This is a genomic window from Glycomyces amatae, from assembly GCF_020991375.1.
GTDB classification, from domain to species: Bacteria; Actinomycetota; Actinomycetes; order Mycobacteriales; family Micromonosporaceae; genus Glycomyces; species Glycomyces amatae.
Genome location: NZ_JAJLQZ010000011.1, coordinates 80,737 through 94,070, shown reverse-complemented (window position 1 = coordinate 94,070; position 13,334 = coordinate 80,737). Strand labels below are relative to the sequence as shown.

General features: G+C 73.7%; 13 protein-coding genes. 8 read left to right on the top strand and 5 right to left on the bottom strand.

What is annotated here, in order from left to right; genetic code table 11:
* Positions 1 to 3: 3 nt before the first annotated feature.
* A complete protein-coding gene (locus LO763_RS17470) occupies positions 4 to 1,050 on the top strand; it encodes an NAD(P)-dependent alcohol dehydrogenase (protein ID WP_230786660.1) in 1,047 nt (348 codons plus the stop codon).
* Positions 1,051 to 1,111: 61 nt separating this feature from the next.
* On the opposite strand, the gene LO763_RS17465 is transcribed toward LO763_RS17470, so the two are convergent.
* Complete coding sequence (locus tag LO763_RS17465; protein WP_230786658.1) at positions 1,112 to 2,119, bottom strand: LacI family DNA-binding transcriptional regulator; 1,008 nt, start codon at positions 2,117 to 2,119, stop codon at positions 1,112 to 1,114.
* 336 nt (positions 2,120 to 2,455) lie between these two features.
* Here LO763_RS17465 and LO763_RS17460 point away from each other — a divergent pair, with 336 nt between their 5' ends.
* From LO763_RS17460 to LO763_RS17435, 6 genes are all read left to right on the top strand, one after another.
* Positions 2,456 to 3,823: an ABC transporter substrate-binding protein gene (locus tag LO763_RS17460; protein WP_230786656.1), complete on the top strand. Its 1,368-nt coding sequence runs from the start codon at positions 2,456 to 2,458 to the stop codon at positions 3,821 to 3,823.
* Positions 3,820 to 4,770 (top strand): carbohydrate ABC transporter permease, encoded by a 951-nt coding sequence (locus LO763_RS29960; protein ID WP_230786654.1) that lies wholly within the window; start codon positions 3,820 to 3,822, stop codon positions 4,768 to 4,770. The genes LO763_RS17460 and LO763_RS29960 overlap by 4 nt, the downstream gene beginning before the upstream one ends.
* Positions 4,767 to 5,624: a carbohydrate ABC transporter permease gene (locus LO763_RS17450; protein WP_230786653.1), complete on the top strand. Its 858-nt coding sequence runs from the start codon at positions 4,767 to 4,769 to the stop codon at positions 5,622 to 5,624. The genes LO763_RS29960 and LO763_RS17450 overlap by 4 nt, the downstream gene beginning before the upstream one ends.
* Positions 5,621 to 6,313: a hypothetical protein gene (locus tag LO763_RS17445; protein WP_230786651.1), complete on the top strand. Its 693-nt coding sequence runs from the start codon at positions 5,621 to 5,623 to the stop codon at positions 6,311 to 6,313. The genes LO763_RS17450 and LO763_RS17445 overlap by 4 nt, the downstream gene beginning before the upstream one ends.
* Positions 6,314 to 6,384: 71 nt before the next feature.
* Positions 6,385 to 6,996, top strand: coding sequence for a TetR/AcrR family transcriptional regulator (locus tag LO763_RS17440; RefSeq protein ID WP_230786636.1), 612 nt, complete (start codon positions 6,385 to 6,387; stop codon positions 6,994 to 6,996).
* Positions 6,997 to 7,000: 4 nt separating this feature from the next.
* Complete coding sequence (locus LO763_RS17435; protein ID WP_230786635.1) at positions 7,001 to 8,035, top strand: AF_0692 family protein; 1,035 nt, start codon at positions 7,001 to 7,003, stop codon at positions 8,033 to 8,035.
* 13 nt (positions 8,036 to 8,048) lie between these two features.
* Here LO763_RS17435 and LO763_RS17430 read toward each other — a convergent pair whose 3' ends face one another.
* Positions 8,049 to 8,846 (bottom strand): SDR family NAD(P)-dependent oxidoreductase, encoded by a 798-nt coding sequence (locus tag LO763_RS17430; protein ID WP_369432022.1) that lies wholly within the window; start codon positions 8,844 to 8,846, stop codon positions 8,049 to 8,051.
* A 13-nt stretch (positions 8,847 to 8,859) separates the two neighbouring features.
* Between LO763_RS17430 and LO763_RS17425 the strand changes: the two genes are divergently transcribed.
* A complete protein-coding gene (locus LO763_RS17425; protein ID WP_439650300.1) occupies positions 8,860 to 9,234 on the top strand; it encodes an ArsR/SmtB family transcription factor in 375 nt (124 codons plus the stop codon).
* A gap of 98 nt (positions 9,235 to 9,332) precedes the next feature.
* Here LO763_RS17425 and LO763_RS17420 read toward each other — a convergent pair whose 3' ends face one another.
* Genes LO763_RS17420 through LO763_RS17410 form a run of 3 tightly spaced genes read right to left on the bottom strand, consistent with a single transcriptional unit; the run spans position 9,333 to position 13,298 of the window.
* Positions 9,333 to 9,983 carry a response regulator gene (locus LO763_RS17420; protein WP_230786621.1) on the bottom strand — a complete coding sequence of 217 codons (651 nt, stop codon included), beginning with the start codon at positions 9,981 to 9,983 and terminating at the stop codon, positions 9,333 to 9,335.
* The gene (locus LO763_RS17415) at positions 9,980 to 11,284 is read right to left on the bottom strand and encodes a sensor histidine kinase (protein WP_230786619.1); all 1,305 of its coding nucleotides are present in this window, start codon (positions 11,282 to 11,284) and stop codon (positions 9,980 to 9,982) included. The genes LO763_RS17420 and LO763_RS17415 overlap by 4 nt, the downstream gene beginning before the upstream one ends.
* Before the next feature lie 46 nt (positions 11,285 to 11,330).
* Positions 11,331 to 13,298 (bottom strand): serine hydrolase domain-containing protein, encoded by a 1,968-nt coding sequence (locus tag LO763_RS17410; protein ID WP_230786618.1) that lies wholly within the window; start codon positions 13,296 to 13,298, stop codon positions 11,331 to 11,333.
* Positions 13,299 to 13,334 lie beyond the last annotated feature (36 nt).

Genomic DNA, 13,334 nt, shown 5'->3' with positions numbered 1-13,334 from the left:
CGCATGAGAACCACGACGGGATGGGTCCGGGACCGCGGCGCGACCGCGCTGCGCCGCGCGACGTTCGAGCGCCGCGACCTGCGCGCCGACGACATCGCGGTCCGGATCGACTACTGCGGCGTCTGCCACACCGACCTGCACGCGGTCCGAGCCCCCGGCGGGCCGGGCGGACCGCTGGTGCCGGGCCACGAGTTCACCGGCATCGTGACCGAGACCGGAGGCGACGTCACCCGGTTCGCCGTCGGGGACCCGGTCGCGGTCGGCAACATCGTCGACTCCTGCGGCGAGTGCGCCATGTGCCGGCGGGGCCAGGAGAACTTCTGCCGCGAGTCTCCGACGCTGACCTACGGCGGCACCGACCGCCGGGACGGATCCACCACACTGGGCGGATTCGCCCGCGAGTACGTCGTCCGCGACCGGTTCGCCCACCGGCTGCCGGCGGGCCTCGACCCCGCGGCCGCGGCCCCGCTGATGTGCGCCGGCGTCACCGTGTGGGAGCCGCTGCGAGCGCTCGGGGCCGGGCCCGGCAGCCGCGTCGCGGTGGTCGGGCTCGGCGGCCTCGGGCACCTCGCGGTCAAGCTCGCCGTCGCGCTCGGCGCCGAGACCACCGTCGTCAGCCGCTCGGCGGACAAGGCGGGCGACGCGCGCCGCCTCGGCGCCGCCGACCTGGTCGTGTCGGGCGACGAGCGGCACATGGCCGCCGCCCGGGACCGGTTCGACGTCGTCATCGACACCGTCGCCGTCCCGCACGACGTCGCCCCCTACCTGGGACTCGTCGCCGTGGACGGGACGCTCAGCCATCTCGGGCACCTCGGCCCGGTCACCGTGCACACCCTCGACCTGCTCATAGGGCGCAAGAGCCTCAGCTCGGCCGGCAGCGGCGGCCTGGCCGCGACCGCGGCCATGCTGGAGTTCTGCGCCGCGCACGACGTCGCCGCCGACATCGAGCTGGTGCCCTCGGGGCAGGTGAACGAGGCCCTCGACCGCCTGTCCCGAGGCGAGGTCCGCCACCGCTTCGTGCTGGACATGTCCGACCTGCCGCAGACCTGAGCGACGGCGGGGCCGCCGCGGCGGTGAACCCGGCGCGGGCGCGCGCGCCGCGGGCGGAAGGTCACGGGCGGCGCGGGGCCACCGAGTCGCGGACGACGATGTGGGTGCCCAGCATGACCCGGTCCTCCGCGCCGCGGCCCCGGTGGAGCGCCAGCCGGACCGCCTCGCGCCCCAGCTGCTCGTGCGGCACGTGCACCGTCGTCAGCGCCGGGGTCAGGTCCGAGGCCAGCGGGATGTCGTCGAAGCCGACCACCGACATGTCCTCGGGGACGCGGACGCCCCGCCGCCGCAGCGCCGCGAGGACCCCGGCGGCCACCATGTCGGTGGCCGCGAAGACCGCCGTCACGTCGGGGCGCTCCGACACCAGGGCGTCGGCGAGCGCGCTCCCGCTCTCGCGCGAGAACTCCCCGGCCCGCACCAGCGACTCGTCGAAGGCGACCCCGTGGTCGGCGTGCGCCCGGCGGTAGCCCGCCACCCGCTCGTCCGTGGTCGACAGGCCGACCGCCCTGCCCGCGTAGGCGATCCGGCGGTGCCCGTTGGCGATCAGGTACGCGGTCGCGGCGTAGGCCGCGCCCTCGTTGTCGTACTGGACCGTGCTGGCCGGGACGCCCTCCTCCGGCGCGGGCCGCCCGCACAGCACCAGGCGCGACCCCGACTTCTCCAGGGCCCGTGCGAAGTAGGCCGTGCGCTCGGCGTAGGTCGCCGTGTCCCGGGCGCCGCCGACGAGGATCACGGCCTCGGCGCGCTGCTCGCGCATGAGCTCCACGACCGCCAGCTCCCGCTCGGGGTCGCCGTGGGTGGTGCACAGCAGGCACAGCCGCCCCTCCGAGGACGCCTGGTGCTCCACGCCGCGCGCGATGAGCGCGAAGAACGGTCCGGTCACGTCGTCGACGACGAACGCGACGGTCCTGGTGGTCGTGGCCGCCAGCGAGCGGGCGTGCGCGTTGACCACGTAGTCGAGTTCGCGCATGGCGCGCAGCACCTTCGCGCGGGTCGGGGGCGCGACCGGGTAGTTCCCGGCGAGGACCCGCGAGACGGTCATGGCGGAGACGCCCGCGCGCTCGGCCACGTCGGCGAGCGTCGGCCGCCTTCCCCGCTCCGGTCTCCTCGGCACGCGGCACCTGCTTTCCCCGCCGGGGCGCCCGGCCGCCGGCGGATCGTGAGGGCAGTTATCGGTTTCTACCATAGAGGCCCCACACTGCTTCGTTGAACTCCGGTCGCCGATCCCGCAGCGCAAAGGCCGTACCCGTCCTCAACTGCGAAAACATCCTGCGCCGCAATGAAAATGATCATCACCGGTAACGATTCGGCAACGTCGGCTTGTGTCGGCGGCCCGTCGCGCCTAGTATCGCAGATAACGGTATCTATAGATGTCCGTGAACCTCTCACTGCTCAAGGAGATGACATGCGAAACGCCAGGGCGCGTTCGTCCGCCGGTGCCGCTCTGCCGCGAGGGCTCTCGCGCCGTTCGCTCGTGCAGGCCGGCGGCGGCCTCTCGCTCGCCGCCGTCCTGCCCCTCGCCGCCTGCGGCACCGGGGGCGGCACCACCGGCGGGAAGACCCCGATCCGCTTCCTCTACGCCACCGGCGACGAGACCTGGAACACCGTCGCCAAGGCCGTCGCCGACGCCTTCAACGCCCAGAGTGCCACCGCGGTCGTCGAACTCGACCCGCTCCCCGCGGGCAGCGACTACGCCACCGCCATGAAGACCATGGACGCCACCGGGAACTGGCCCGCGCTCGTCGACATGCGCGACACCGCGACCTATCTGGAGGCCGGGAAGCTCGCCCCGATCCCCGCCGAGGTCACCGACCTGCTCAACGAGGAGGTCTACGCCCCCTCCGAGGACGGCGAGGTCTACATCGTCCCCACCACCGCCCTCAACGGCGAACTGGGCTTCAACATCGTCTACGACAAGGACTACTTCGTCGAGCACGGCCTCGCCGTCCCCGCCACCTACGCCGAGTTCATCGCCCTGCTGGACGCGGTCAGATCCAACGGCGACGGCGCGCTCGCCACCGCCGCAGGCGAGGTCTGGCCCTCCGACCAGCTCTGGAAGCCCCTGGCCGCCCCCTGGTTCGCCCGCTACGACGAGGCGGGCGGGTTCTGGAACGCCGTCGCCGCCGGCGAGGCCTCCATCGAGGACCTCCGCGAACCCCTCGAGCGCCTCAAGACCATCACCGACGAGTACGTGATCGAGGGCTGGCAGTCCACCCAGGACGCCCAGACCTCCACGCTGCTCGTCAACGGCCAGGCCGTCATGGCCACCTCCTCCGCGGGCATCGGCCGCCTCAACGACATCGCCAAGGTCGACCCCGGCTTCAACGCCGGGATCTTCGCCGTCCCCGCCGATGACGGCGCGCTCCACGTCCTCAAGAACTCCGTCAACGGCGACACCGCCTCCGGCTTCGCGATCAGCGCCCAGGCGCGGGAGGACGGGCGGCAGTACGACGCCGCCGTCGAGTTCCTGAAGTTCTACTTCGCCGTCGGCACCTGCGACCTCATGGAGGAGCAGGGCATGATCGCGCCCAACATCGAGGCCGCCGACCAGATCCGGCGCAACGACTCGATCCCCGGCGCGGCCGACTACTTCGCGCTGCTGGAGAACCCGGACCTCACCTGGTTCCAGAACGACTCCGCCATGCCGGCCTTCAGCACCTTCAACACCTTCTTCCGTCAGGCCCGCATCGAGATGCAGGACGGCCAGACCACCCTCGACGAGTGCATCGCCAAGACCCAGGAGGAGTTCGAGAACCTGGCGGCCGAAGGGTGAGCGCGGCGACCGCCGAGACCCCGGCGCCCGAGGCGCTCATGCGCCCGGCCGCACCCCGCGGCCGGGCGCGCGCGAAGCGCCAGCGCACCGTGATGCTCCTGTTCATCGCGCCCGCACTCGCGGTGTACGTCGTCATGGTCATCGCGCCCTCGCTCCAGTCGGTCCAGCTGAGCCTCACCGACTGGGACGGCGTCAACCCCGCCTACGACTACGTGGGCCTGCGCAACTACCAGGACATCCTCACCAGCGACCGCTTCTGGAACGCCACCCGGAACACCCTCGTCCTCGGGCTCGGCTCGGCGGTGATCGTGAACGTCATCGCCCTCGCCGTCGCGCTCATGCTCGACCGGCTGCACCGCGCCCAGGGCTTCTTCCGCACCATCGTGTACCTCCCGGCCCTGGTCTCGGGCTTCATCGCCGCGACCATCTGGAAGTACATGCTCAACTTCAACTTCGGCGCCGCCAACACGGTCCTGCGCGACCTCGGCTTCGAGGGCGCGGCCATGGACTGGCTGGGGGACAACGACATCGTCGTCGGGGTCCTGCTGTTCATCATCTGCTTCACCCTCGGCGGCAACACCACCCTCATCTACCTCGCCAACCTCCAGTCGGTGCCCCAGGAGCTGGTGGAGGCCGCGAAGATCGACGGCGCCTCGGGCCGCCAGGTGTTCCGCTACGTCACCTGGCCCATGCTCGCCGGGGCCGTCACCGTCAACATGACCCTCGCGATGATCGCCGGATGGACGATCTTCGACCAGGTCATGGTGCTCACCGCCGGAGGACCGGGCTTCATCTCGGAGACCATGGCGTTCTTCATCTACAAGGTCGGCTTCGGCGAGTACCGCGCCGGCTACGGCTCCGCCGCGGCCATCGTCCTCTTCGTCGTCGTCATGGCGACCACGGTGCTCGCCAACCGGTACATGCGCAGCAGGGAGGTCCAGGGATGAGCGTCCAGACCAGGCGCCGCAGGGAGCGGCGCCGGTTCACCGCCGGCGAGGCCGTCGTCATGGCGGTGCTCCTCGTCCTCGTGGCCGCCGTGTCGTTCCCGGTGCTGTACGCGCTGCTGAACTCCTTCCGCGGCTACGCCGAGATCACCCGGGACCCGATGGGCCTGCCCACGGGCCTGAGCCTCGACAACTACGCGCGGCTGTTCCAGACCACCGAGTACGGCGAGGCGCTGCTCAACACGGTGGTCGTCACCGGCGGCACCCTCGTCCTCCTGCTGGCCCTGGTGCCCATGGCCGCCTACGGGATCGAACGCCTCGGCGGACGCTCCTCGCGCTGGATCTACCTGCTCTTCATCGCCGGGCTCATGATCCCCTTCCAGGTCCGCATGATCCCGCTCGTGTCCTCCATGAACCAGGTCGGGCTCTACTCGACCCTCACCGGCGTCATCCTCGTCCACCTCGGCGGCGCGGCCTCCTTCGGCGTGCTCCTGTACTGCTCCTTCATCAAGGGCGTGCCCCGCGAGGTCGAGGAGGCGGCCGAGGTGGACGGCGCCGGGCGGCTGCGCACCTTCTGGTCCATCGTCTTCCCGATGCTCCTGCCGGTCACCTCCGCGTTCGTGATCATCCAGGCGCTGAGCCTGTGGAACGACTTCTTCATCCCGCTGGTGTTCCTCGACTCCTCCTCGGCCGGGACGATCAACGTCGCCCTCCAGCGCATGGTGGGGCTGATGACCTCCCAGTGGGAGCTCATCTACGCCGGGGCGATCCTCGCGATCATCCCCTCGGTGGTCCTGTTCGCGGCGTTCCAGCGCTACTTCATCAAGGGCATGTCGATCGGGGCGGTGAAGGGATGACCGCGGCGGCGCGGGCGTGGCTCGCCTACGACGGCCCCCTCTCGCGGGCGCTCCTGTCCGCCTTCTGGTGGTTCATCGTCTCGGTCCAGTTCCTGGCGACGGCGCTGCCGTTCGCCGCCGCCGACCACGCCTCCGGCGGGCGGCTCTCGCACGCCGCGATCTGGCTCGGCGCCCTCGCGGCGCTCCCGATCGGCCCCGGCGGGTACGCGGCCCTGGCGTGCATGCGCCTCGGCCTCACCGAGCCCGGCTACCCCGGCAGGCCGCTGCGGCGCTTCTGGGGAGCGTGGGCCGAGGGCTGGAAGCGCCTGTGGCGCCTGTGGACCGGGGCCGCCGCGATCGGACTCCTGCTGGCGTACAACGCGGTCCTCTACGGCGGCGGCGACGCGGCCTTCGCCGCCGTCGCGGCGGTGTCGGCGCTCGTCCCCGCGGCCCTCATCGCCGCGAGCGCCGCGGCGCTCGCGGGCGCCGCCGGGCCCGCCCTCGCGGTGCTCACCGCGGGCCTGCGCGCGGCCGTCCGCCGCCCGCAGGCCCCGGCCGCGTGGCTCGCGGTCGCCGCCCTGGCCTACGGCGCCGCGCAGCTGCCCGTCGTCGGCGCCAACCTGGGGCTCTTCGCGCCCGCGGCCTGCGCCTGGGCGATCCTCATCGTCAACGCCGCCACCGGCTTCGACCGGGCCGCCGCCCGCCCCTGACACCGCCGCCGCGGCCCGGGTCGGGGGTTCGCGCGACAGCATTGAACAGGCCTGCTAAATTTCATACTGCCATGACAGATACTTCGCAGGACGGTCCAGGACCGGTCTCGTTCATCCAGCAGGCCCGCCGGAGCCAGCTCGTGGAGTGCGCGATCGAGCTGATCGCCGAGACCGGGCTCGCCCAGGCCTCCACCGTGCGCATCGCGCAGCGGGCCGGCGTGAGCCGGGGCGTGCTCACCTACCACTTCCGGGACCGCGACGAACTCATCGAGCAGGTCGTCGCCCGGGTCTACGACCTCGGCGCCGAGTTCCTGCTCCCCAGGATGCGCGAGGCCGCCTCGCCGCGGGACGCGCTGGCGCGGTTCATCGGCGGCAGCGTCGAGCTGTACGCCGCCCACCCGAAGCACATGGCCGCGCTCGCGGCGGTCTTCGGCGCCGTCCCCGGCGTGGAACGCGCCCGGCACGAGCGGCACGCCCGCGAACTCGAGGACCTCGAGCGGCTCCTCCGCGAAGGGCAGGAGCAGGGGCAGTTCCGCGCCTTCGACGTCCCCGTCATGGCGCGGACCGTCCGCGGCGCCCTGGACGCCGCGCACGCGCACATCGCGGCGGGCGGCGCGGTCGAACCGTACGCGACCGAACTGCGCGCCACCTTCGACGCGGCCACCGCGGCCGGAACGGACTGACACCATGACCGAGCAGGCAACGGACGAGCGACGGCGCTCCAAGGGCCGCATCAAGGCCGCCTGGGTGCTCGTCGTCCTGGCGCCGGTGTGCGCCGAACTGACCTTCACCGCCGTGGCGCTGCCTGAGACCTGGATCGCCCTGCCCCTGCTGATCCCCATGTACGGCGCGGGCGTGCTGCTCATCCGCGAGGCGGTGGTGCGCACCGGCGGCGGCTGGCCCAGCCTGGCCGTCCTGGGCCTGGCCTACGAGCTGGCCGAGGACGGCCTCGGCCTCCAGGCGCTGACCAGCCCGGACATGTACGACGCCACCGACTGGAACCTGCGGGTGCTGGGCTTCAACGCCACCTACTGGGAGTCGCAGATCGGCATCCACGTGGTCTTCAGCGTCCTGATCCCGGTCCTGCTCATGGACCTGCTCTTCCCCGGGCACCGGGGGCGCCCGTACCTGCGCACCGGCGGCCTCGTCACCACCGCCGCCGTCGCGGCGCTGGGCGTGGCGGGCCTGCGGTACGGCATCGCCGCCACCCAGGACCCCGGCTACCAGGCGCCGCTCCCCGCCCTGATCGGCTTCACCGCCGCCATCGCGGTCCTCGCCGTCGTCGCCCTGAAGGTCCTGCCCGGCCGCGCCGGACGACCGGCGCCCCTGCGTTCCAGCCCGGTTACCGTGGGGGCCTTCGCGGCCGCGGCCACCCTCGCCTACCTGGGGCTGCTCATGCCCGCGGGCCTGCGCCCCGGCGGCCCGGTCTTCGGCGACGCCGTCCCCCTCGCGCTCCCGATGACCGGCTCCTTCGCGGTCGCGGCGCTCGTGATCTGGCTCCTGCGCCGCTGGACGGCCGACCCCGGCTGGGGCGACGCGCACCGCCTCTGGCTCGTCGGCGGCGCCATGGTCGCCCACACCGCGTTCATGGTCCCCGGTCACGGCGCCCCGGGCCTGGCCACCGCGGCCGTCACCATCGCCGTCGAGGTGCTGGCGCTGCTCTGGCTGGGCCGCGTGCTGCGGCGGCGCGAACGAGCCGGGCGCTCGGCCGCCGCCCACTGAGCGCCCGCCTCGCTCAAGTGAGGGCGAGGCCGCCGTCGACGGCGAGGACCTGCCCGGTGAGCCAGGCGGCGGCGGGGTCGGCGAGGCGCAGGATCCAGGCGGCGACCTCCTCGGGCTCGCCGCGGCGGCCCAGCGGGATGCGGGCGGCCTCCTCGCGCTTGAGGGCCTCGACGTCGGCCTCGGGCAGCCCCGCGGCGGCGAGCGCCTCGCTCTCGGTCGGGCCGGGGGCGACGGCGTTGACGCGGACGCCGTCGGCGGCGAGCTCGAGGGCCCAGCTGCGGGTGAGCTGCTCGATCGCGGCCTTGGAGGCGGCGTAGTGGGCCGCGTGGGGCAGCGGCCGGTGCCCGTACGTGCTGGAGACGTTGAGGATCGTCCCGCCGGTGCGGCGCAGGTGGGGCAGGGCCGCGCGGGCGAGGAGGCTCGGCGCGGTGACGTTGAGCGCGAAGAGGTCCTCCACGTCTGCCGCGGTGGTCTGGTCCAGCGGCATCATCCGCGTGGCCCCGGCGTTGTTGACCAGGACGTCCACGCGCCCCCACCGCTCGACGGCCGCGTCCGCGACCTGTCGGGGCGCTTCGGGGTCGCGGAGGTCGGCGGTGTGGACGGCGATGGCGGGGCGGTCCGCGGCGGTCTCGTCGAGGGCGTGGCGGCGCCGCCCGACGCCGAGGACCCGGGCTCCGGCCCCCGCGAAGGCGCGGGCGGCGGCGCGGCCGATCCCGGACCCGGCGCCGGTGACGACGACGACCTTGCCGGTGAACTCCTGCTGCGGCTGGGCGGTCAACGCGATCTCCTTTGTTCGATGTTTATAAAACATCGAACAAGGTAGCATGGCGCTCATGAAACCGATGCGGCATCCGAATCCGGAGGAGATGGCCCTCGTCGAGGTGATGGGGGCGTTGAGCGACCCGATCCGCGTGGGCCTGGTGCGGCTCCTGGCCGACGGCCGCGAGCGCGGCTGGGGCGAGCTGCGCGCGCCGGTGGCCAAGTCGACGCTGAGCCACCACCTGCGGGTGCTTCGGGACGCGGGCGTCACCCGGACCCGCCAGGAGGGCACGCGCTGCTTCGTCGTGCTCCGCCGCGACGACCTCGACGACCGGTTCCCCGGCCTCCTGAAGGCGGTGCTGGACGCGGCCGACGGCGACGGCGTCGGCGCCCACGTCGGCCTGGCGCCCTCCGCGGACCCGGCGGCCGGGACCCGGTGACGCGCGCCCCGACCGGCCCGCTCAGCCGCTGAAGGACCCGCCGTCCACCCGCGCGACCGCGCCCCGGCCGGCGCTCAGGGGCGCCGACGGGACCGGCTTCAAAGGACCGCCAGGCCGTTCTGGAAGGCCCACACCACGGTCTGGACGCGGTCGCGGGCGCCGATCTTCGCCATCGCCCGCCGCAGGTGCGACTTGACGGTGCTCGTCTCCACGAACAGTTCCCGCGCGATCTCGTCGTTCGACATGCCCTTCGCCAGCAGCAGCACGATCTCGGTCTCCCGGGCGGTCAGCACCGCCGCCGCCTCCGGCCCCGGCTCGGGCCTGCGGCGGCGCCGCGCGAACTCGGTGATCACCCGCCGCGTCACCGACTGGTCGACCAGGCCCTCCCCGTCCGCGAGCCTGCGGATCGCCTCGATCAGCTCCGCGGGCTCGCAGTCCTTCAGGATGAACCCGCTCGCCCCCGCCTCGAGCGCCCCGAACACGTACTCGTCCAGGTCGAACGTGGTCACCACCAGCACCGCCGGGGCCTGTGCGCCCTCGGTGATCCGCCGGGTCGCGGCGAGCCCGTCGCCGCCGGGCATCCGCACGTCCATGCACACCACGTCCGGGCGCAGCAGGGCCGCCTCCCGCACCGCGGCCGGGCCGTTCGACGCTTCGCCGACGACCTCGACGTCCCCGGCGTCCTCCAGCAGCACCCGGAACCCCGCGCGCACCACCGCCTGGTCGTCCACGAGCAGCACCTTGATCACGACGCGACCCCGTTCTCGTATTCGCTGTCCCGGACCGCATCCTCGGCCCGCACCGGCAGGCGCAGCCGCACCGCCCAGCCCCCGTCGGCCGAGGGCCCGGCCTCCAACTCGGCGCCCACCAGGTCGGCGCGCTCGCGCATCCCGATGAGCCCCGTCCCGGTCCGCCCGGACGGCGCCGCCTCCGGCGAGGGCCCGTTCGCGACCTCCAGCCCGACCTGCCGCGCACCGCACGACAGCCGCATCCGCACCGGCGCCCCCGGTGCGTGCTGGCGCGCGTTCGTCAACGCCTGCTGGGCGATCCGGTACACCGACACGTCCGCGATCGGCGGCAGCCGCACCGGCTCGCCCTCCCGCTCGAACGAGACGTCCGCGCCGAGACCGCGCGCCTCCGCCACCAGCGCCTCGAGCGCCGACAGGCCCGGCACCGGCGCGTTGCCGTCCTCGCCCGCGCCGTCCGAGTCGCGCAGCAGCCCCACCACCTGCCGCAGGTTGTCCAAAGTGGCCTTGCCCTGCGAGCGGATCCACACCGCCCCCGACCTGGCCGCCGCCGGGTCCCGGTCGATCAGCCGCTCCACCGCCGCGGCCTGCACGACCATGCCCGACAGGTGGTGCGCCGCCACGTCGTGGAGTTCGCGGGCGATCCGCGTCCGCTCCGCCGCCACGGCGGCCCGCGCCCGCTCGCGCTGGGCCCGGACCGCCTCCTCGGCCCGGTCGCGGACCATCGCCAGGTGGCTGCGCCGGGAGGCGACGTAGACGCCGACGAACCCGGCCGCGATGTAGGCGAGCGCGCTCGAACTCAAGTGGCTGAACACCATCGCCGTGTCACCGCCCCGCACCCACAGGACCGCCGCCGCGGCGGCGGCGCTGAGGAGCGCCCCCGCCGCCGCGGCGATCGCGGTGAAGCGGACGGACATGAGGGTGCCCACGGTGTAGAACGCGACGAGGAGGGCGAAGCCGTTCGCGCTGAGGTCGGGCGCCGCGGCCACGATGAGGAGCTGGCAGGCCATCGCCGCGGCCAGGCACAGCCGGGGGCGCAGGCGCCGCACGCACAGCAGCAGCGACTGCGCGCACCCGATCGCGACGACCGTCCCGACCTGCGGCGCCGTCAGCGCCACCTCGCCGTCGGTCGCCGCCAGCGGCAGGAGCACCCCGTAGAAGGCCAGCGTGGCCAATGCGACCGCGACCGCCAGCACCGCGTCGCGGCCGAGGAGGCCGGTGACGCCGAGGCGCGCGAGCCGCTCGTCGAACCATCGGACCGGGCTCGGCGGCGCGGTCGGCCCGGCCTCGTCGTGTTCGCTCATGCGGTTCATCCTCACCCAGTCCCCGTCGTCCCCGACCCGTGCCCCGTCAGTACGAGACGTCGGGGGAGAGCAGCTGGAACGCGACCGCGAACCAGGCCAGGCCGACCAGCGCCGCCAGCACCAGCGCACTGCCTGCGACACGCCGCCATCCCGCCCTGCGGCGCACCTCGCCCACGACCCTGACCGCCGCCGGGACCGTCCCCAGCGCCCCGACCAGCTGAAGCAGCTGCGCGTTGCGGATCGCCCCGACCGGGACCTCTTGCAAGCCCATGACCTGCATCAGGATCACCACCCAGGTGCCGACGGCGAGCACGCCGGCGGCCATGGCGACGCGCGTCATCACCCGCCACTTCCGGCCCGGGACCCGCGTGCGCGGCCGCTTGCGCAGGCGGCGGACCACCGCGGCCACCGCCCAGCCGGCCAGGCCCGCGAGCAGCACCAGCGTGGAGGCCAGAAGCACCGGCAGCCCGGCGGTCTGGGCCGGTTCGGCCCGCAGCATCGTGAACGCGCCGTCGTGGACGAACGCGGTCACCTCACCGCCGACGGTTCGCGTCGCGATCGTGCGCTGGCCGCCGACCTCCTGCCACAGCGAGGGGCCGACCTGCTCGTAGACGGCCGGCGCGCCGGTGCCCGGGTCGGGTTCGAGCAGCAGGCGGCCGTCGTCGAGGGCGGTCACACCGGTGCCGCCGGTGACGGCGAGCGCGGACAGGAACGTGCTGTGGAAGCCCCGCGAAGTCACATAGGACCCGGCGACCGCCTCGGCGGCCTCCTGGTCGCCCAGCGCGTCCGGGCCTTCGCCCTCGGCCGGGAAGTACCGGTCGGCGAAGCCCTCGAGGACGGTCGCGCGCACCTCGAGGCTGTCGGTCTCCCCGAGGCCGGAGCTGTTGAGCGAGATGAAGATCCCGGCCCCGTCCTCGGGGTAGATCTGCATGTGGGAGTGGAACTGGTTGGTGTCGCCGCCGTGGCCGACGATGCGGTGCCCGTTGCGGCTCTCGTCGAAGAAGCCGAGCCCCATGCGCGGCGCCGCGGCGAAGTCGCCCAGCCCGTCCCCGGTCAGGGCGGGGGCGTGCATGAGCGCCGTGGTCTCCGGCGCGAGGACCCGCGACTCCTCCGGCAGCGCGTCGAGGTGCGCGAGCATGAACCGCGCCATGTCGACCGAGGAGGTCGTGAGCGAGCCGGCGGGCGGGGTGCCGACGATCTCGAAGGGCCGCGCCGGGCCGGAGGCGTCGTCGTAGCCGTTCGCGACCCGGCCCGCGAGGTCCTCGGGCAGCGGCTGGCGGAACGTCGAGGAGTCCATGCCGAGCGGGTCGAGCACATTGGCCTCGACGTACTCGTCGAAGGACGCCCCGGAGACGCGCTCGACGATGTACCCGGCCAGCGCGTTGCCGTAGTTCGAGTACGCGGGGGTGGTCCCGGGCCGGTAGACCTGCTCGGGCGGGTCGTTCACCAGTGCCTCGCGCAGGTCGGGCGTCTCGTCGCCGGTGCCGATGAGCCCGGCGATGCGCTCCTCGAACCCGGCGGTGTGGGTCAGGAGGTGCCGCATCGTCACCTCCTCGGGGTATTCACGTGGTATCTCGAAATCGAGGTACGCGTCGATGTCGGCGTCGAGGTCGATCTCGCCGCGCTCGACGAGCTGCATCACGGCGGTGGCCGTGAACAGCTTCGACACCGAGCCGGCGCGGAACAGCGTCGCCTCGGGGTCGACCGGCGTCTGCGCCTCGGTGTCGGCGTACCCGTAGCCGCGGGCGGTGACGAGGGCGCCGTCGTGGACGACCGAGACCGTGGCCCCGGCGATGCCGGTGCGCTCCAGGGCCGCGGGCACCAGGCCGTCGAGCCAGGCGTCGACGTCGGTCGCGGTCAGCGGTTCGGCGGCCGCGGGGGCGTCGACGTGCGGCGCGACCGCCGCGGGGTCGGCGCCCTGGCCGCAGGCCGCGGCGACCGCGAGGACCGCGGCGACCGACGCCGCGAGTCCGGCGGACCGCCGCCGCCGTGTGGTGTGGGAAGGCAAGCGCATGGCTCACGCCTCTCTGATCGGTGAGTGCTGACGAGT